The following is a 19,783-nucleotide window of genomic DNA, read 5'->3' as shown; positions in this document are numbered from 1 at the left end:
GGAACTCGTTCGCCACATCCGTCTGGCGCACCCCGAGCACGGACAACACGGTCGACATCCGGGTCAACAAAAACAAGAAACCGCAGGTCAGAGGTATGACCTGCGGCTCACCATGGAGCCGCCTTCGGGATTCGAACCCGAGACCTACGCATTACGAGTGCGTTGCTCTGGCCAACTGAGCTAAGGCGGCGTGCCGTCCGGACCATCGTGCGGTCTGCGGCGCCGCCAAGTCTACACAGTTTCGAGGGGTGCTCCGTCCACCCCCGGTGTGTGGGGGTTCTCGCAGGTCAGGGCGGTCTGGGCGAGTCAGGAGCACTTCTTTCCGCGGGCGGGGGGCGTGCCCTCCAGGAGGTAGGTGTTGATCGCCGTATCGATGCAGTCGCTGCCGCGCCCGTACGCCGTGTGGCCGTCGCCCTCGTAGGTGAGGAGCGTGCCCGAGGAGAGCTGGTCGGCGAGGGACCGGGCCCACTTGTAGGGGGTGGCCGGGTCGCGGGTGGTGCCGACCACGACGATCGGAGCCGCGCCCTTCGCTTCGATGCGGTGGGGGGTACCGGTGGCTTTGACCGGCCAGTACGTGCAGTTCAGGGCGGCCCAGGCGAGGCCCCTGCCGAAGACCGGGGAGGCCTGTTCGAAGGAGGGGAGCGCCTTGGCGACCTCGTCGGGGCCGGAGAAGGAGGGCGGGAGGTCCAGGCAGTTCACCGCGGAGTTGGCGAACATCAGATTGGCGTACGTGCCGTCGCTCTCGCGTTCGTAGTACGAGTCGGCCAGGGCGAGCAGCGCCGCCCCGTCGCCGTCCATCGCGGCGGCGAGGGCCTCGCGGAGCTGGGGCCAGGCGGACTCGTCGTACATCGCGGCGATCACGCCGGTCGTGGCGAGGGACTCGCCCAGCTCACGGCCTCCGCCCGCCGGGACGGGGCGCGCGTCCAGCTGTGTGAAGAACGCCTTCATCCGGTTCGAGACATCGGCCGCGGACTTCTGGCCCAGGGGGCAGTCCGCCTGCTTCACGCAGTCCTCGGCGAAGGACCGGAAGGCCGTCTCGAAGCCGGCCGTCTGGTCGCGGTTCAGCTCGCGGGCCGGGAGGGACGGGTCCATCGCTCCGTCGAGGACGAGGCGGCCGGTGCGCTGGGGGAACAGTTCGGCGTAGGTCGCGCCGAGGAAGGTGCCGTACGAGGCTCCGACGTAGGAGAGTTTCCGGTCGCCCAGCACCGCGCGGAAGAGGTCCATGTCGCGGGCTGCCTCGACCGTGGAGACATGCGGCAGGACCGTGCCGGAGCGCTTCTCGCAGCCCTGGGCGAAGTTCTTGAAGGACTCGGTCAGCTTGGTGATCTCCGCCGGGTCGTCGGGGGTCTGGTCGACCTGCGTGTACGCGTCCATCTCCGGCCCGCCGAGGCATTCGACGGGCTCGCTGCGGGCCACGCCGCGCGGATCGACGGCCACCATGTCGTACCGGGCGCGGACCGGGGCCGGGTAGCCGACGCCGGCGTACGCCTGGAGGTAGCCGATGGCCGAGCCGCCGGGGCCGCCCGGGTTGACCATGAGGGAGCCGAGGCGCTTGCCGGGGCCCGTGGCCTTCTTCCGCGCGACGGCCAGGTCGATCTCGGTGCCGTCCGGCTTCGTGTAGTCGAGCGGGGCCTTCATCGTGGCGCACTGGAAATCCGGGACGCCGCAGTCCCGCCAGGCGAGCTTCTGGTCGTAGTACTTCTTCAGGGCGGCCGGGTCGCCGGACACCGGGCCCGAGGCCGGGTTCGACGCGGACGCCTCCGTCGGCGAGCCACCGGAACTGCAGCCGGAGATCAGCAGGCCGGCTGCGGCCAGCGCGGTGGCGGAGATGCGGAACAGGCGCCTGGTGTCCATCCAGGGATGCTAGCCGTCCGGCCCGGCCCGGGGTCCGGCCACGCTCGTACGGGTGAATCCCGACCGGTACGGGTGATCTTGCGACCGTACGAGCGAGCGCGCCCCGGGTCAGCCCGCTCTCAGCGACACGGCCATCGCCTCCACCGCGAGCAGCGGCGCCACGTTACGGTCCAGGGCCTGGCGGCAGGCGACGATCGACTCGATGCGGCGCAGGGTCCGCTCCGGGGTGGAGGCGCGGGCCACCCGCTCCAGCGCGTCCTGCACATCGGCGTTGGCGAGCGCGACCCTCGATCTCATCTGGAGGGCGAGCACATCGCGGTAGAACCCGGTCAGGTCGGTGAGGGCCAGATCGAGGCTGTCGCGCTGCGTACGGGTGGAGCGGCGCTTCTGGCGGTCGGCCAGCTCCTTCATCACCCCGGCCGTGCCCCGGGGCATCCTGCCGCCCGCCGCGGCGCCGAGAGCGGCCTTCATCTCCTCCGTCTCCTTGGCGTCGACCTCCTCGGCGACCTGTTTGGCGTCCTCGGTGGCGGCGTCGATCAGCTCCTGCGCCGCCTTGAGGCAGCCGCCGATGTCGTCCACGCGCAGGGGCATCTTGAGGACGGTGGCCCGCCGCGCCCGGGCGCGCGGGTCGGTGGCCAGTCGGCGGGCCCGCCCGATGTGGCCCTGGGTGGCCCGCGCCGCGGCGTGGGCGGCGTCCGGCTCGATCCCGTCCCGCCGGATCAGGACGTCGGCGACGGCGGCCACGGGCGGGGTACGCAGGACGAGGTGGCGGCAGCGGGAGCGGATCGTCGGCAGGACGTCCTCCAGGGAGGGCGCGCAGAGCAGCCAGACCGTCCGCGGCGCCGGCTCCTCCACGCCCTTCAGCAGGACGTTGCCCGCGCCTTCGGTGAGCCGGTCCGCGTCCTCCAGCACATTGACCTGCCAGCGCCCGCCGGCCGGCGAGAGCTGGGCGCGGCGGACCAGTTCGCGGGTCTCCTTGACGCCGATGGAGAGCAGGTCCGTACGGATGACGTCCACATCGGCGTGCGTACCGATGAGGCTGGTGTGGCAGCCGTCGCAGAAGCCGCACCCCGGCTCGCCGCCGAGGGCCCGGTCCGGGCTGGTGCACTGCAGGGCCGCGGCGAAGGCGCGGGCCGCCGTGGACCGCCCCGACCCCGGCGGTCCTGTGAAGAGCCAGGCGTGCGTCATCTTGGACGCCTCGGGCGGGGCGCCGCCCCCGGCCTCTGCCGTGACCAGCGCGTCCGCGTCACGGGCGGCGGCGGCCAGCGTGGTCGTGACCCGGTCCTGCCCGACCAGCTCGTCCCATACGGTCATGCGCCGCCACCGCCCCGCCTTCTCGCGCCGCGAGCCTCGTGGCTCCACGGCTCCGTCACTCCGTACCTGTGCCGTCCCGCCAGGACGTACCCGATGGGACGTACCCGCTCGGAGTCCATTGTGGGGCCGGGGTCTGACAACCCGGCCCCACCGGGGCGGCTCCGGCCCCACCAGCGGCCGACCGGCAGGCACCGGCCGGCCGACGGGCAGCCGCCGACTGGCTAGCGGCGGCGCCTGCCGTCGGTGTCGCCGGTGCCGTTGGTGCCGTCGGTGTCTTTGGTGCCGTCGGTGTCGTCGGCCGTCCCGTCACGCGGGCCGAGCAGTTCGTCCGCCAGGGTCGGCAGATCGTCCAGCGGCGTCTCCTCCGCCCAGTCCGAGCGGCGACGCGGGCGCTCCGGCGGGCGCTGGAGGCGGGCCTCAGGAGCGGCGTCCGGGTCGATCACCGGCAGTTCCCGCGTGCGCTCGTTCTCCCGCTCCCCGGACGGCGCCGGGTCGTCCTCGCGGAAGAAGCCCCGGGGCACCCGGTCGGCCGGGTCACCGTTCCGTACGGGCGCCTGGCCACCGTCGCGTACGGGCGGCAGGACGGCGGTCTCGTCGGCCGCTCGCGCGTCCCGCGGAGACTCCCGCGGTTCGTCCCGCACCTGCGGCAGGAGCGCCGTCTCGTCGGCCGCGCCGGGCCGGTCCTGCCCGGCGCCCGGACGGTCCTGCCCGGGCCGCGGGGTGTCCGGGCGTACCGCCGGGACCTCCTGCGTCACGTCATCCGCGGCGCTCGCCGGCTTCGTGAAGTCCGGCTTCCTGAGGTTCGGCTTGACCACCGGGGTGGGAACCGTGACCTCGGCGGGTGAGACCTCCGCCGCGGCGGCCTCGGCGGCCGCCGCCCGCTCCGCGGCATGGCGCGACTCCTCGGCCCTGAGCAGCGCCTCCTCCGCCTTGCGCTGCTTCTCCAGGCGCCGCTCCTCCGCCTCGGCACGGAGCCTGGCCTCTTCCTGGGCCTGTCGCCTCAGGCGCGCCTGCTCCGCCTCGTACGCCCGCTCCTCGGCCTCGCGCCGCTTGCGCTCCTCCTCGGCGGCCCGGCGCTCCGCCTCGGCGCGCTCCCTGGCCTCCTGCGCCTGCCGCTCCTCCTCACGCCGGCGCGCCTCTTCCAGCTCGCGCCGCTTGCGCTCCTCCTCCTCGGCACGGAGCTTGGCGAGCTGCGCCTGGCGCTCGCGCTCCAGCCGCTCCTCCTCCGCCTTGCGCGCGGCTTCCTCCTCGGCCTTGCGGCGGGCCTCCTCGATGGCGGCCTTCCGCGCCTCCTCCCTGGCCTCGATCTCGGCCTCGGAGAGCGGCAGAAGCTGGTCGAGCCGGTGCCGTACGACCTTGGTGACGGCTTCCGGCTCCTGGCCCGCGTCCACGACGAGATAGCGCGTCGGGTCGGCGGCTGCCAGGGTGAGGAAGCCGGTCCGTACCCGCTGGTGGAACTCGGCGGACTCGGACTCCAGCCGGTCCGGCGCCTCCGTGAAGCGCTCGCGCGCCGTCTCCGGGGAGACGTCGAGCAGCACCGTGAGATGCGGTACGAGCCCGTCCGTCGCCCAGCGCGAGATACGGGCGATCTCGGTCGGGGAGAGGTCGCGGCCCGCGCCCTGGTAGGCGACGGACGAGTCGATGTAGCGGTCGGAGATGACGATCGCGCCGCGCTCCAGGGCGGGGCGGACGACCGAGTCGACATGCTCGGCGCGGTCCGCCGCGTACAGCAGCGCCTCGGCGCGGTTGGACAGCCCGGCGCTGGACACGTCGAGCAGGATCGACCGGAGCCGCTTGCCGACCGGAGTGGCGCCCGGCTCCCGGGTGACCACCACTTCGTGGCCCTTGGCCCGGATCCAGTCGGCCAGCGCCTCGACCTGTGTGGACTTCCCGGCGCCGTCCCCGCCCTCCACGGCGAGGAAGAAGCCGGTCCCGACCGGGGCCTGTACGGGGTCGGCTCCGCCGCGCAGCGCGTCGCGGAGGTCACGCCGGAGCGGCACGCCGGACCGGTCGTCCGTCTTGGCCAGCACGATCGCTGCGACGGGCAGCAGCAGTGCGCCGACCAGCATCAGGGTGAACGCGGCGCCGTCGTGGGCGAAGACGAAGGTGCCGCCGGCGAGGCGGTGCGGGCCGATGGCCGCGGCGAGGAGGGGGGCGGCCACCAGGCCGAGCGCGACGAAGACCCTGGCTACAGCTTGCAGGTGTTCGGTGACTCGCTGTCGACGGTACTCCTCGATCTCCACATCGACCAGGGCGTGGCCGGTATACGCCACGACGCCCGCCGTGAAGCCGGTGAACAGCGCGAGCAACAGCACCGTCGCCGTGTCCGGTACGAGGCCCATGGCGAGCAGCGCGACGCCGGTGACCGCGATGCCCAGCGCGAACAGCCGGCGCCGGGAGAGGGCGGGGAACACCTTCGCGCCGCAGCGGATGCCCAGCGCCGTACCGCCGGTCAGGGCGAGGACCAGCAGGGCGAAGGCGACCGGGCCGCCGCCGAGGTCCTTGGCCTGGAGGACGGAGACGGCCACCGCCGACGCGACGGCTCCGGCGATCGCGCCGCAGGCGAGGACGAGCAGCGGCACCGCGCCCGTACGGCCCTTGTCCCCGCCGCCGGAACCGGAACCTCCGGAACCGGCGCTCCCGGAACCGGTGCTACCCGGACGGCGCAGCCCTTCGAGCGGGGAGCGCGGCCGGGGCGTCGCCCCGTCGGGCAGTTCCAGGAAGTACAGGGCGGAGACGGACGCCGAGAACAGCCCGGCCGCGACATACGAGCCGAGGGCCGCCTGGTGCAGCGAGAACCACTCGATGCCCGTGCCCAGCAGGTTGCCGATCAGCGTCGCGACGAGCAGGACGGCGGCCGCGGCGGGGACGGACAGGAACGTCGTACGGAGCGAGAGCCGCCGCAGCGCGTCGAGGTGGTCCGGCAGCGGACGTACGGCGGCGCCCTCCAGCGGCGGGGCGGGGAGCAGCGACGGAGCGGCGCTCTCCTTGGCCACCGTCCAGAAGCGCTCGGCCACGCCCAGCACGAAGACCGTGCTGAGGAGGATCGGGAGGGCGCGGTCGGGGGTCCAGTCGAGCCACAGCGGCGCGACGATCAGCAGACCGAGGCGGAGGACATCGGCGACGATCATCGTCCAGCGGCGGTCCAGCGGCCCACCGTCCCGGTCCGGCTTGGCGGGCTTGGCGGGCCGAGCGGGAGTGGCTCCGGTACCGCCGGACTCCCCGGAAGCGGCGCCGTCAGGCGCCGTGCCCGCGTCCCCGGGCGACTCCGCCGCCCCGGACGCCCCGGGCTTCCCGGCGGCCGCCCGGGCTCCCGTACGCGGTGCGACCAACGCCGTCAGCGGCCCCAGCAGCACCGCTCCGAACAGCAGCGTGGCCAGGATCCTGGCGCCGAACACGGCGGCGACGGCGAACGCCGCGCCCCGGTATCCCGTACCGAACGAGCCCTCCGCGATCGCGGCTTGCAACGAAAGCAGCAGAAGCACGAGAACGGCGAGTACGTCGCCGATCCCGCCGACGAACTGGGCACCCCACAACCGCCGCAGCGGAGGAAGGCGCAACAGTGATCGAACGGCGCGCTCTCGTGAGTCTGCGGCAAGTGCGTCGGAGTCGGAGGAGGAGCTCACGACCCCTGGCTGCTCGGCTCGTGTCATTCGCCCAGCCTATCCGGAGCCACCGACAACCCCGGAGCCCCGTCCGAACAAACGACCACCTGGCCACCCTCGCCCGGTTTCCCCGCCGCGCACGACGGCCGTCACGCGTCCGTCGTCGCGGCCGCACGGCTCCGAGCCCACGGCCTTCACACATCCGAGCCACGGCAGCGCCCGGCGCGCGACACGCCTCGCGCGGCGCCCTCCGAGCGGCACAGTCCGGCGACGCGCGCCGGGCGGCTCACACCCGGCGGCATGCGCCGGGCGCCGCCCGCGTCCCGCCGCCGCTACAGGCCCCTCGTCGCTACGCGTCCGTCGTCGCTACGCGTCCGTCGTCGCCGAGCCCGAGGCCGACGACGACGCCGACGACTTCTTCGCCGCCGTCTTCTTCGCCGTGGCCGTCCCGCCGGTCGCGGTCGCCTTCTTGGCCGTCGTCTTCTTCGCGGCGGCCTTCTTCGCCGTCGTCGCCTTCTTGGCGGGCGCCTTCTTCGCGGGAGCCTTCTTCGCCGCCTTCTTGGCGCTCTTCTTGGCCGGGCCCTTCGCGCGCTTCTCCGCGAGCAGCTCGTACCCGCGCTCCGGGGTGATCGCCTCGACGCTGTCGTCCGTCCGCAGGGTCGCGTTCGTCTCGCCGTCCGTGACGTACGGGCCGAACCGCCCGTCCTTCACGACCACCGGGCGCTCGCTCACCGGGTCCGTGCCCAGCTCCTTCAGCGGCGGCTTGGCCGCGGCCCGGCCCCGCTGCTTGGGCTGGGCGTAGATAGCCAGTGCCTCTTCGAGCGTGATGTCGAAGAGCTGGTCCTCGCTGGTCAGCGACCGCGAGTCGGTGCCCTTCTTCAGATACGGGCCGTACCGGCCGTTCTGCGCGGTGATCTCGACGCCCTCGGCGTCCGTCCCGACCACCCTCGGCAGCGACATCAGCCTGAGCGCGTCGTTGATGGTGACCGTGTCGAGCGCCATGGACTTGAAGAGCGAGGCGGTGCGCGGCTTGACCGCGTTCTTGCCGGTCTTCGGCGTGCCGTCCGGCAGGATCTCGGTGACGTACGGCCCGTAGCGGCCGTCCTTCGCCACGATCTGGTTGCCGGTGACCGGGTCGGCGCCCAGCTCGAAGTCGCCGCTCGGCTTGGCCAGCAGTTCCTCCGCGTACGCGACGGTCAGCTCGTCGGGCGCCATCTCCTCGGGCACGTCGGCGCGCTGGTGGCCCTCCGCGTCCTTCTCGCCGCGCTCCACGTACGGCCCGTACCGTCCGACGCGCAGCATGATGCCGTCGCCGACGGGGAACGAGGAGATCTCCTTGGCGTCGATCGCGCCGAGGTCGGTGACGAGTTCCTTGAGGCCGCCGAGGTGGTCCCCGTCGCCGTTGCCCGCGCTCGAAGCGGCGCCCGCGTTGTCGTCGCCCTCGCCGAAGTAGAAGCGCTTGAGCCACGGCACCGAATGGGCCTCGCCCTGGGCGATGCGGTCGAGGTCGTCCTCCATCTTGGCCGTGAAGTCGTAGTCGACGAGCCGGCCGAAGTGCGTCTCCAGCAGGTTGACGACGGCGAAGGACAAGAAGGACGGCACCAGTGCCGTGCCCTTCTTGAAGACATAACCGCGGTCGAGAATGGTGCCGATGATGGAGGCGTACGTCGACGGGCGGCCGATCTCCCGCTCTTCCAACTCCTTGACCAGCGACGCCTCGGTGTAGCGGGCGGGCGGCTTGGTGGCGTGGCCGTCGACCGAGATCTCCTCGGCGGCGAGCGCGTCGCCCTCGGCGACCTGCGGCAGCCTGCGCTCGCGGTCGTCCAGCTCCGCGTTCGGGTCGTCCGCGCCCTCGACGTACGCCTTCATGAAGCCGTGGAAGGTGATCGTCTTGCCGGAGGCGGAGAATTCCGCGTCCCGGCCGTCGCTCGACGTTCCGCCGATCCTGACGGTGACGCTGTTGCCGACCGCGTCCTTCATCTGGGAGGCGACGGTCCGCTTCCAGATCAGCTCGTACAGCCGGAACTGGTCGCCGCTCAGTCCGGTCTCCGCGGGGGTGCGGAAACGATCACCGGAAGGACGGATCGCCTCGTGCGCCTCCTGGGCGTTCTTGACCTTCCCGGCGTACGTACGCGGCTTGTCGGGCAGATAGCCCGCCCCGTACAACTGCGTGACCTGGGCACGGGCCGCCGCCACCGCGGTGTCCGAGAGGGTCGTGGAGTCCGTACGCATATAGGTGATGAAGCCGTTCTCGTACAGCTTCTGCGCGACCTGCATCGTGGACTTCGCCCCGAAGCCGAGCTTGCGCGACGCCTCCTGCTGGAGGGTCGTCGTGCGGAAGGGCGCGTACGGCGAGCGGCGGTACGGCTTGGACTCGACCGAGCGCACGGCGAAGGAGGAGTCCGCCAGCGCGGCGGCCAGCGCCCGCGCGTTCGCCTCGTCGAGGTGCAGCACCTGGTCGGACTTGAGCCGGCCGTCCGGACCGAAGTCGCGGCCCTGCGCGACGCGCCGGCCGTCGACCGAGTTCAACCGGGCGACCAGCGAGGACGGGTCGGACGGGTCCCCCGGGCGGCCGGTGGCGAACGTACCGGTCAGGTCCCAGTACTCGGCGGAGCGGAAGGCGATGCGCTCGCGCTCGCGCTCGACGACGAGCCGGGTGGCGACGGACTGGACGCGGCCCGCGGAGAGGCCCCGCATGACCTTCTTCCACAGGACCGGCGAGACCTCGTAGCCGTACAGCCGGTCGAGGATACGACGGGTCTCCTGGGCGTCGACCATGCGCGTGTTCAGCTCACGCGGATTGGCCACCGCGGCCCGGATCGCGTCCTTGGTGATCTCGTGGAAGACCATCCGGTGGACGGGGACCTTCGGCTTGAGGACCTCCTGGAGGTGCCACGCGATGGCTTCGCCCTCGCGGTCCTCATCGGTGGCGAGGTAGAGCTCGTCGGATTCGGCCAGCAGCTCCTTGAGCTTTCTGACCTGTGCCTTCTTGTCGGCGTTGACGACGTAGATCGGCTGGAAGTCATGTTCGACGTCCACTCCGAGGCGGCGCACCTCGCCCGTGTACTTCTCGGGCACCTCGGCGGCGCCGTTCGGGAGGTCGCGGATGTGCCCGACGCTCGCCTCGACGACATAGCCAGGGCCGAGGTAGCCCTTGATCGTCTTCGCCTTGGCAGGCGACTCGACGATGACGAGTCGGCGGCCGCCGTGTGCGGTCTCGCTGGTCGGGGACAACTTCGCTCTTCTCTCCGGTCGACGCTGGGTGGGCCCGTACGGCAGTACGGCAGAACGGCACGGCGGGGCGCGTGACGGCCCAGCGGTGACGCTGCTTCGCTGCGGAGTGTGACGGTACAACCCGCCCCCGTGTCAAACGGCAAAAGACCGCAACGGCCACTCGAACGGTAACCCGACTCCAGCCGTTCCTGCCGCCCGGACCCCCTCGCCCGTCGCGTCGGGCCGCCCCGGCGGTGGGCGCTCCGGGGCGCCTGGTGACAGTCGGGTACGGGCGTCGCGTGGGGCGCCCGGGACTCGTCCCCGCCGGGTCGCGGCCCAGGTCCGGGGCGCTTCCGCAGCAGGTCCGGGGGATGGTGGCACCGTGCGCCGGGGCGTGCGGGTCCCGCCCGCCGGGCCGGGACGATCATGGTCGCCGGGGTGGCTTCAGGATGGTGGAGCGCTTGGATCAGATACGACCGAAGCACCACACGCCGAGAGCGAGAAAGACCACGCCCGAGAGTGTCGCGAGCGTGATGGATGCCGCGGGCCGCACGCCGTGCGCCACCGGCGCCCGGTGCAGGACGCAAGCGCCCGTCCACAGCAGCAGCCCGGCGCCGAACAGCGTGAACACCACTCCCGCGAAGATCGCCGGCTCGCTCTCCACGGCCGCCTCCCGTCTCTCCGTGGCGCCCGTCTCGGGGCGCCTGGAATCCAGAAGGCAGATGCTGGCACCCCGGGACATACCCGGCGCGAACTCCGGGTGAACGCGGCGCGTCACGGGGCGTCCGACGACTCACCGGCTGGCGGCTCACCAGCGTGCGGCTCACCAGCGGGCAACTCACCGGCCCGCGGCTCACCCCAGCGCCGGACCCGGTGCGGCCCCCCGGGCGGCCGGCGAGCCGGGGACCGGGGCCGAGGCCGGCTCCAGGAAGCCCTCCTCCACCAGCAGCCGGATCGACTGCGGCGTCCGGTCCCGGAGCAGGACCGGGTCCTCCCCCATGAGCTGGGCGATCGCGTCCAGGATCCGCCCGGCGCTCAGGGACCCGTCGCAGACCCCGGCGAACCCGGCGCCGACCGTGTCCACCTTGGTGGCCCGGCGCATTCCGCGGTGCTGCCGGAGCACCACATGCTCGGGGTCCTCGGCACCCGGCAGCCCGACCTGCTCCTGGACGACCTCCGCCGCGAGGACGAAATGCTCGGCGAGCAGTGCGGCGTCGTCCCGCGCCCGCAGATAGTCCTGCCGCTCGAAGTGGGCCCGTACGCTCTCGCCGAGCGGCTGCTCCACCGAGTGCGGCCACTCCTCCACGACGATCGACGGCTCTGCGGCGCCCGACTTCCGGAGCGAGATCCAGCCGAAACCGACCGCCTTCGTCCCGCGGGCCTCGAACTCGTCCAGCCAGGCGTCGTACCGCGCCGCGTACGCCTGCGGATCGCTGCGGTGGTCTCCGCTGTCGCGCAGCCACAGCTCGGCGTACTGCGTCACGTCCTGGACCTCGCGCTGGACGATCCAGGCGTCGCAGCCGCGCGGCACCCACGACCGCAGCCGCTCCTGCCATTCCTCCCCCTCCACGTGCTGCCAGTTGGCGAGGAACTGCGCGTATCCGCCTTCGTTGAGCCGGTCCCCCGCCTGCTGAACGAGCGTGCGGCACAGATCGTCCCCGCCCATTCCGCCGTCCCGATAGGTCAGCCGGGCGCCGGGGGAGATCACGAACGGCGGGTTGGAGACGATCAGGTCGTACGTCTCGTCCCCGACCGGATCGAAGAGGGAGCCCTCGCGCAGCTCGGCCGCGGGCGCCCCGGAGAGCGCCAGGGTCAGCCGGGTGAAGCCGAGCGCCCTCGGGTTGAGATCGGTGGCGGTGACCCGGGTCGCGTGCTGGGTGGCGTGCAGCGCCTGGATCCCGGAGCCCGTGCCCACGTCGAGCGCCCGGTCCACGGGCGTACGGACCGTGAGCCCCGCCAGGGTCGTCGAGGCACCGCCGACGCCGAGCACCACGTCCTCGCCGTGCCCCCGCGCGCCCGCGGCACCGCCGACGGAACAGCCCAGGTCGGAGACGATGAACCAGTCCTGCCCGTCCGGTCCGCCGTACGGCCGTACGTCCACGGTGGCGGTGATCCGGTCGCCGTCCCGTACGACCCAGCCGTCCGTCAGCGCGGCATCCAGCGGAAGGGCGGCTTCCGCACGCTCCCCGGGGACCGCCCTCTGGAGCAGGAAGAGCCGGACGAGCGTTTCGAGCGGGGTGTCACCGCGGGTGGCGCGCAGCGCGGGTACGGTCTCGCTGCGGGCCAGCGCGGCGTAGGCGGAGGCACCGAGCAATTCCAGGAGGCCGTCGGCGGTGAAGTCGGCGGCGAGCAGGGCCGCACGGAGTCGGGGCGAGTGGTCGGGCGAGGGAAGGCTGGTCGTACTCACCCGCCCATTGTGGCGTCTCCCACTGACAACGGCCCGCGGCCCGGCCCCTGGACGTGTGAGTCCGATGGGGCCGGGCCGCGGGTGCCACGTTCGGGAGTGCGGTCCACGACAGGGCCCGCGACGGGGCCCACGGCGGTCGGGCGCCGCCGCGCGGTCAGCGCTCGCTGCCCGCCGTCGTGGGAGAGGCGGACGCGCCACCGACGGTGGGCTTCTGGCAGCCGGGCTGCTTCACCATCGCCTTGCCGACATCGCCGGACTGCAGCTTCTGGAGCGCCTGGTCGCCGCTCTTGCTGAGGGTGGCCAGTTCGTCCGCGACATCCTTGAGGCCGTCGGCGAACTTCGCCTGGTCCTTGGTGTCCAGTTCGTCGACCTTCGTCTTGAGGCCCTCGTAGGACGCCGCGGTGGAGTTGAGCTCCTTGACGGCCTCCTGCTGGGTCTTCTCGCCGTCGGTGACGGGCGGGGCGCCCGCGCTGTTCACGGCGGCGCCCAGCGACTTGTACGCCTGGGAGATGGACTGGAAGGCGGCGGCGTCCGCCGTCTGGACGTCAGCGGGTTTACTGCTGTCCGAGGTCGCCTGCTGGATGGACGTGTTGGCGTCCGCGATCTTCTTTAGCTGTGGCTGGACCTGGTCGCAGACCTTCTTGGCCCAGTCGTTCACCTTGCTGTCGTTGTCGTCACCGCTGCAACCGGACAGCGCCATGAGCAGTACCGCACCGCCGGACAGCGTGGCCACAAGCTTCTTGTTCACCGGATGGGTCCCTTCCAAGGCTCTCGGCCCCGGAACATACACGCCGCCGGGGTGGCAGCCGCGCGCCGGACGTCCGGTACGTAGGCTATTGCAGCCATTTGCACCAAGGGAGAGACACCTCACGCGCACGGCCCGCTCCGGCGCGGCGCGTAGGGGCCGCACGTACCGACCGCAGATTCGGACGGCACGTACGGACGCCACGTACGGCACGTACGGACGGCCGGTCAATCCGCGCCGTCCGTACGCACCTTGACCGGCTCCGATCATGACCGGCCCCGATCGATGGCCTGGACAGAGCCGGACCAGCTGTCCGGTCAATCAGGCGGAGAAAAGTGACCAGAAGCGGTCATCCGGTGGCCGAAGGACGACCGACGGGTGACCGGAGGTCATGACGCCGCCACCGGATCGGGCGACTTCTCGCTGCCGCCGCCACTGCCCTCCCCGCCGCTCCCGTCCCCGTCGTCCACGGTGACCGAACGCCGCTTGGAGACATAGACCGCCCCGACGATGACCACCAGGGCGAGCACCGCGACCAGGGTGCGCACCCCCGCGCTGGCATCGCCCCCGTAGCTGAACTGCACGACCGCCGGGGCGATCAGCAGCGCGACCAGGTTCATCACCTTCAGCAGCGGGTTGATGGCGGGGCCCGCCGTGTCCTTGAACGGATCCCCGACGGTGTCGCCGATGACCGTCGCGGCATGCGCCTCGCTGCCCTTGCCACCGTGGTGCCCGTCCTCGACCAGCTTCTTCGCGTTGTCCCAGGCGCCGCCGGAGTTGGCGAGGAAGACGGCCATCAGGGTGCCGGTGCCGATCGCACCCGCCAGGAACGACCCGAGCGCCCCCACGCCGAGCGAGAAGCCCACGACGATCGGCGTGAGCACGGCGAGCAGCCCCGGTGTGGCCAGCTCGCGCAGCGCGTCCTTGGTGCAGATGTCGACGACGCGCCCGTACTCCGGCTTCTCCGTGCGGTCCATGATCCCGGGGTGCTCGCGGAACTGCCGCCGCACCTCGTAGACCACCGAGCCCGCCGACCGCGACACCGCGTTGATGGCAAGACCGGAGAAGAGGAAGACGACCGCGGCGCCAAGGATCAGCCCGACCAGGTTGTTGGGCTGGGAGATGTCCAGGCTGAGCGTGAGTTCGCCCGCTCTGGCCCCGACGTCCGCGACGGCGGTCGCGATGGCGTCCCGGTACGAGCCGAAGAGCGCCGCCGCGGCGAGTACGGCCGTGGCGATGGCGATGCCCTTCGTGATCGCCTTGGTGGTGTTGCCCACGGCGTCGAGCTCGGTCAGCACCTGGGCGCCCGCGCCCGTCACCTCGCCGGACATCTCGGCGATGCCCTGCGCGTTGTCGGAGACCGGCCCGAAGGTGTCCATGGCGACGATGACGCCGACCGTGGTGAGCAGCCCGGTGCCGGCCAGGGCCACCGCGAACAGGGCGAGCATGATCGACGTACCGCCCAGCAGGAAGGCCCCGTACACCGCGAGACCGATCAGCAGTCCCGTGTAGACGGCGGACTCCAGGCCGATGGCGATGCCCGCGAGCACGACCGTGGCGGGGCCGGTCAGGGCGGACTTGCCGATGTCCTTGACCGGTCGCCGGGTGGTCTCGGTGAAGTAGCCGGTGAGCTGCTGGATCAGGGCGGCGAGCACGATGCCGATGGCGACCGCGACCAGGGCGAGGAGCCGGGGGTCGCCGCCGTGCGTGAGGATCGACCGGTCGGAGACGCCGTCCAGCTCCGCGTACGAGGACGGCAGGTAGACGAAGACCGCCACGGCCACCAGGACGAGCGAGATCACCGCGGAGATGAAGAAGCCGCGGTTGATGGCGCTCATGCCGCTGCGGTCGGTACGGCGCGGGGCGACCGCGAAGATGCCGATCATCGCGGTCACCACGCCGATCGCGGGGACGATCAGCGGAAAGGCGAGACCGAAGTCGCCGAACGCCGCCTTGCCGAGGATCAGCGCGGCGACGAGCGTCACGGCGTACGACTCGAAGAGGTCGGCGGCCATGCCAGCGCAGTCGCCGACGTTGTCGCCCACGTTGTCGGCGATGGTGGCGGCGTTGCGCGGATCGTCCTCGGGGATGCCCTTCTCGACCTTGCCGACGAGGTCGGCGCCGACATCGGCGGCCTTGGTGAAGATCCCGCCACCGACGCGCATGAACATGGCGATCAGCGCGGCGCCGAGGCCGAACCCCTCCAGGACCTTGGGGGCGTCCGCGGCGTAGACGAGGACCACGCAGGAGGCGCCGAGCAGCCCGAGCCCCACGGTGAACATGCCGACCACGCCGCCCGTACGGAATGCGATCTTCATGGCTTTGTGCGAGACGGCCGTCAGATCTTTTTCCGGTTCGCCTTCGGCCGGTGTCGCCTCACGCGCGGCAGCGGCCACCCGCACATTGCTGCGTACGGCGAGACGCATGCCGATGTAACCGGTGGCCGCGGAGAAACCGGCACCCACCAGGAAGAACAGCGAACGTCCCGCGCGCTGCGACCAGTTGTCGGCCGGCAGCACCATGAGCAGAAAGAAAACCACCACGGCGAATACGCCGAGGGTGCGCAACTGCCTGGCCAGATAGGCATTCGCGCCTTCCTGTACAGCGGCAGCGATCTCCTTCATGGAATCGGTGCCCTCACCGGCCGCCAGGACCTGGCGCACCAGCAGCTGGGCCACGAACAGCGCGGCCAGCGCGACGACCGCGATGACGATCACGATCAGCCGATTGCCGTCCGTGAGTATCGCGGCCGCGAGAGAAGTGGGGTGCTCGGACAGGTGTGGTTGGAAGTGTCCCGCCATTCGTCCTCCTTGACGCTCAGCGTTCAAGATGGACGGATTGTAGGGAGCGGAACCTGATCAAAACAGAGCGCGCCACAAGGTAATTGACCTTGACATAAGGAATCACCCGGGAAACGAGTAATGGGATAAAAGCGTTTACGCGGTCGGATGGAAACCGGCAGAAATAAGAAAGGCCCTGCTCAGCAGGGCCTTTCCCGGTACGGCCGGAAGGGGTGCGGCCGATGAAATGATCAGGACATCCGAAACCGTCAGGATGTCGCGACGGGCGGTGTCGTGGGCCAGCTCATCCGGATGACGCCGCCGTCGTCTCCCGAAGTCACCTCGACGTCGTCGACGAGCCCGCTGATGACCGCGAGGCCCATCTCGTCCTCGCCCTCGGCGTCACCCTCGTGGCCGCCGGGGGACGCGCCCTCGCCCGCTTCCGAGGCCCCGGCTCCGCCGGAGCCCGTACCGGACACCCCGTCGCCGACCTCGATGGAGAACGCCTTCTCCTCCTCGGTGAGCACGACTCTCACCGGGTCGGTGATGCCATGACTGCGGTGCAGCCCGACCGCACGGCTGCATGCCTCACCGACCGCGAGTCTGACCTCGTCCAACACAGCTTCGTCGACGCCTGCCCGGCGAGCAACGGCGGCCGCCACCAGACGGGCCGTTCTGACATGTTCGGGCTGGGCGCTGAAGCGGAGTTCAACGGTGGCCATGCGATCCCCCTCGAACGTATGAGCGTGCAAACTCACGGGCGCGGGCACCCGGGCGCGACGGCCCGGTGCCTCTGCCCGCTCCTCCGGAAAGCGGCGTCCGACCTCAGTCGGTGGCCGCCACGGCCTCGTCGACCGTGGTGTGGATCGGGAACACCTTGGTCAGACCGGTGATCCGGAAGATCTTGAGAATGCGCTCCTGGTTGCAGACCAGGCGCAGCGAGCCCTCGTGGGCGCGCACACGCTTCAGTCCGCCCACGAGCACGCCGAGACCGGTCGAGTCCAGGAAGTCCACGCCCTCCATGTCGACAACCAGGTGGTAGCTGCCGTCGTTCACCAACTCGACCAACTGCTCGCGCAGCTTGGGCGCGGTATACACATCAATCTCGCCACCGACCTCGACGACCGTACGGTCGCCACCAGGGCCGGACACATTGCGAGTCGACAGGGACAGGTCCACGGATCCTCCAGCACCTTGCTATCGAGCGGTCGCCCCTCGGGTCTCCCCGACGGAGCCAGGGGACGTATCGCCAGCCGCGATGGCATTCAATCACTTACCAGCGGTCATGCACGACGCCTTGGGCCCATTGTCCGTCATGCCAGTGACACACTCGATGCCGATGGCCAGGAATCATCGTCCCAGTGGACCCCCGCAGACCGGGGGCGAACGCCCCTCTCCCGGCACGGTCCTCGACCGCCTCGCCGCAGGGGCGGGCCGTGCTGCGCGCATCACCCATACGGAGCACCTGCCCCCACGTGAGGGCCGTCATGCCGTGTGGCCCGATCGCATCCGCGCGGAAGTGATCAACGCCATTCAGCGGGCGGGCGTCGAGCACCCGTGGACGCATCAGGCGGTGGCCGCCGAGCACGCCCTGGACGGCGAGTCCGTCGTGATCGCCACCGGAACGGCCTCCGGCAAGTCGCTCGCCTATCTCGCCCCCGTGCTGACCACCCTCCTCGACGGCGCCGAGGCGCCCAACGGCCGTGGCACCACGGCGCTCTACCTCGCCCCGACCAAGGCCCTCGCCGCCGACCAGCGGCGCGCGGTGAAGGCCCTCGCGGCCCCGCTCGGCAACGGCGTACGCCCCGCCGTCTACGACGGCGACACCCCCGTCGAGGAGCGCGAATGGGTCCGGCAGTACGCGAACTACGTACTGACCAACCCCGACATGCTGCACCGGGGCATCCTCCCCTCCCACCCCCGCTGGGCCTCCTTCCTGCGCGCGCTGCGCTATGTCGTCATCGACGAGTGCCACACCTACCGCGGCGTCTTCGGCTCGCACGTCGCCCAGGTGCTGCGCCGGCTCCGCCGCGTCTGCGCCCGCTACGGCGCGCACCCGGTCTTCCTCCTCGCCTCGGCCACCGCCGCCGAACCCGCCCAGGCCGCGGGCCGGCTCACCGGTCTGCCCGTGCGCGAGGTCACCGACGACGCCTCCCCCCGGGGCGAACTGGTCTTCGCCCTCTGGGAGCCCCCGCTCACGGAGCTCCACGGCGAGCGAGGGGCGCCCGTACGCCGTACCGCCACCGCCGAGACCGCCGACCTCCTCACCGACCTCACCGTCCAGGGCGTCCGTACGGTCGCCTTCGTACGATCCCGGCGCGGCGCCGAACTGATCTCCGTCATCGCCCAGGAACGCCTCGCCGAGGTGGACCGCTCGCTGGCCCGCCGGGTCGCCGCCTACCGGGGCGGCTACCTCCCGGAGGAACGCCGCGCGCTGGAGAACGCCCTGCACTCCGGCGAGCTCCTCGGCCTCGCCGCCACCACCGCCCTGGAGCTGGGCATCGACGTCTCCGGCCTGGACGCCGTCGTGATCTCCGGCTACCCCGGCACCCGGGCCTCGCTCTGGCAGCAGGCGGGCCGGGCGGGCAGATCGGGACAGGGCGCGCTGGCCGTTCTCGTCGCCCGGGACGACCCGCTGGACACCTTCCTGGTCCACCACCCCGAGGCGCTGTTCCAGCAGCCGGTGGAGTCCACCGTCCTCGATCCGGACAATCCGTACGTCCTCGCCCCCCATCTCTGCGCCGCGGCGGCCGAACTCCCCCTCACCGAGGACGACCTGACGCTCTTCGGCCCGGCCGCGCCCGCCCTGCTGCCGCAGCTGGAGTCCGCGGGGCTGCTCCGCCGTCGCGCCGCGGGCTGGTACTGGACCCGCCGCGAGCGGGCCGCCGATCTCGCCGACATCCGGGGCGAGGGCGGGCGTCCCGTCCAGATCGTCGAGGCGTCGACCGGGCGGCTGCTCGGCACGGTCGACGAAGCGGCCAGCCACACCGCCGTCCACGACGGCGCCGTCCACCTCCACCAGGGCCGCACCTATCTGGTGAAACACCTCGACCTGTCGGATTCGGTCGCCCTGGTCGAGGAGGCCAACCCGCCGTACTCCACCACCGCGCGCGACACCACCGCCATCTCCGTGCTCGAAACCGACACCGAGATCCCGTGGGGCACCGGACGCCTGTGCTACGGCTCCGTCGAAGTCACCAACCAGGTCGTCTCCTTTCTGCGCCGCCGGCTCATCACCGGCGAAGTACTCGGCGAGAGCAAGCTCGATCTGCCGCCACGGACCCTGCGCACCCGGGCCGTGTGGTGGACGGTCACCGAGGACCAGCTCGACGCGGCCCGGGTCAACCCCGAGCAGCTCGGCGGCGCGCTGCACGCCGCCGAACACGCCTCCATCGGCATGCTGCCGCTCTTCGCCACCTGCGACCGCCGGGACATCGGAGGCGTCTCCGTACCGCTCCACCCGGACACCCTCCTGCCTACCGTCTTCGTGTACGACGGCCACCCCGGCGGCGCGGGATTCGCGGAACGCGCCTTCCGCACGGCCCGCGCCTGGCTCACCGCGACCCGTGAGGCCATCGCCTCCTGCGAGTGCGAGGCGGGCTGCCCGTCCTGCATCCAGTCGCCCAAGTGCGGCAACGGCAACGACCCGTTGCACAAGCGGGGCGCCGTACGCCTGCTGACCGAACTACTCAGGGCGGCGCCGCCGGATCCGGAGGACTCGTCGGAGGAAGCGCAGGCCCAGAGCCCGGCCCGTTCGGCGCATCCGGCGGAGGAGGCGCGTCCCATGGAGGAAGTGGATCCGGCGGATACGCCGATCGCGGCGGACCGGCCCGCGCCCTGACCGTGGGCGCGTACGGACCGAACC

At 71.8% G+C, this 19,783-nt stretch carries 11 protein-coding genes and 1 tRNA gene; 1 reads left to right on the top strand and 11 read right to left on the bottom strand.

The features are described from left to right. Positions 1–113 precede the first annotated feature (113 nt). The 11 genes from ACFTZC_RS26150 to ACFTZC_RS26100 all read right to left on the bottom strand — a co-directional run bounded on the left by ACFTZC_RS26150 (position 114) and on the right by ACFTZC_RS26100 (position 17,097). Positions 114–190: transfer RNA gene (locus tag ACFTZC_RS26150), tRNA-Thr, on the bottom strand. A gap of 116 nt (positions 191–306) precedes the next feature. Further along, positions 307–1,854: an alpha/beta hydrolase gene (locus tag ACFTZC_RS26145; protein ID WP_382893696.1), complete on the bottom strand. Its 1,548-nt coding sequence runs from the start codon at positions 1,852–1,854 to the stop codon at positions 307–309. A 108-nt stretch (positions 1,855–1,962) separates the two neighbouring features. Further along, entirely contained in the window at positions 1,963–3,168 is a 1,206-nt protein-coding gene (locus tag ACFTZC_RS26140) for a DNA polymerase III subunit delta' (protein ID WP_382893695.1), read from the bottom strand. Positions 3,169–3,389: 221 nt separating this feature from the next. Next, positions 3,390–6,821, bottom strand: a complete 3,432-nt coding sequence (tmk, locus tag ACFTZC_RS26135) for a dTMP kinase (RefSeq protein ID WP_382893693.1) — start codon at positions 6,819–6,821, stop codon at positions 3,390–3,392. A 318-nt stretch (positions 6,822–7,139) separates the two neighbouring features. Continuing rightward, positions 7,140–10,007, bottom strand: coding sequence for a type I DNA topoisomerase (gene topA / locus ACFTZC_RS26130; protein ID WP_382893691.1), 2,868 nt, complete (start codon positions 10,005–10,007; stop codon positions 7,140–7,142). Between the two features lie 445 nt (positions 10,008–10,452). Further along, positions 10,453–10,650, bottom strand: coding sequence for a hypothetical protein (locus tag ACFTZC_RS26125; RefSeq protein WP_382893689.1), 198 nt, complete (start codon positions 10,648–10,650; stop codon positions 10,453–10,455). A gap of 189 nt (positions 10,651–10,839) precedes the next feature. Then, the gene (locus ACFTZC_RS26120) at positions 10,840–12,393 is read right to left on the bottom strand and encodes a methyltransferase (protein ID WP_382893687.1); all 1,554 of its coding nucleotides are present in this window, start codon (positions 12,391–12,393) and stop codon (positions 10,840–10,842) included. A 154-nt stretch (positions 12,394–12,547) separates the two neighbouring features. Then, a complete protein-coding gene (locus ACFTZC_RS26115; protein WP_382893685.1) occupies positions 12,548–13,141 on the bottom strand; it encodes a small secreted protein in 594 nt (197 codons plus the stop codon). 386 nt (positions 13,142–13,527) lie between these two features. Continuing rightward, positions 13,528–15,939, bottom strand: a complete 2,412-nt coding sequence (locus ACFTZC_RS26110) for a sodium-translocating pyrophosphatase (protein WP_382893683.1) — start codon at positions 15,937–15,939, stop codon at positions 13,528–13,530. A 248-nt stretch (positions 15,940–16,187) separates the two neighbouring features. Further along, positions 16,188–16,640 (bottom strand): ATP-binding protein, encoded by a 453-nt coding sequence (locus ACFTZC_RS26105; RefSeq protein ID WP_382893682.1) that lies wholly within the window; start codon positions 16,638–16,640, stop codon positions 16,188–16,190. 103 nt (positions 16,641–16,743) lie between these two features. Next, entirely contained in the window at positions 16,744–17,097 is a 354-nt protein-coding gene (locus ACFTZC_RS26100; RefSeq protein WP_003967428.1) for an STAS domain-containing protein, read from the bottom strand. 79 nt (positions 17,098–17,176) lie between these two features. Here ACFTZC_RS26100 and ACFTZC_RS26095 point away from each other — a divergent pair, with 79 nt between their 5' ends. After that, complete coding sequence (locus ACFTZC_RS26095; RefSeq protein WP_382893680.1) at positions 17,177–19,759, top strand: DEAD/DEAH box helicase; 2,583 nt, start codon at positions 17,177–17,179, stop codon at positions 19,757–19,759. The last annotated feature ends 24 nt before the right edge of the window (positions 19,760–19,783 follow it).

The organism is Streptomyces sp. NPDC056987 (genome assembly GCF_042673865.1).
In the GTDB taxonomy this organism is placed as follows: domain Bacteria; phylum Actinomycetota; class Actinomycetes; order Streptomycetales; family Streptomycetaceae; genus Streptomyces.
The sequence above is the reverse complement of the archived record's forward strand: the minus strand, read 5'-3'. Positions and strand labels throughout refer to the sequence as shown.

What these genes read in the sequence shown, in the direction of transcription:
- ACFTZC_RS26145 (WP_382893696.1), bottom strand. Translation starts at nt 1,854, where the DNA reads ATGGACACCAGGCGCCTGTTCCGCATCTCCGCCACCGCGCTGGCCGCA.
- ACFTZC_RS26140 (WP_382893695.1), bottom strand. Translation starts at nt 3,168, where the DNA reads ATGACCGTATGGGACGAGCTGGTCGGGCAGGACCGGGTCACGACCACG.
- tmk (WP_382893693.1), bottom strand. Translation starts at nt 6,821, where the DNA reads ATGACACGAGCCGAGCAGCCAGGGGTCGTGAGCTCCTCCTCCGACTCC.
- ACFTZC_RS26110 (WP_382893683.1), bottom strand. Translation starts at nt 15,939, where the DNA reads ATGGCGGGACACTTCCAACCACACCTGTCCGAGCACCCCACTTCTCTC.
- ACFTZC_RS26105 (WP_382893682.1), bottom strand. Translation starts at nt 16,640, where the DNA reads ATGGCCACCGTTGAACTCCGCTTCAGCGCCCAGCCCGAACATGTCAGA.
- ACFTZC_RS26095 (WP_382893680.1), top strand. Translation starts at nt 17,177, where the DNA reads ATGGCATTCAATCACTTACCAGCGGTCATGCACGACGCCTTGGGCCCA.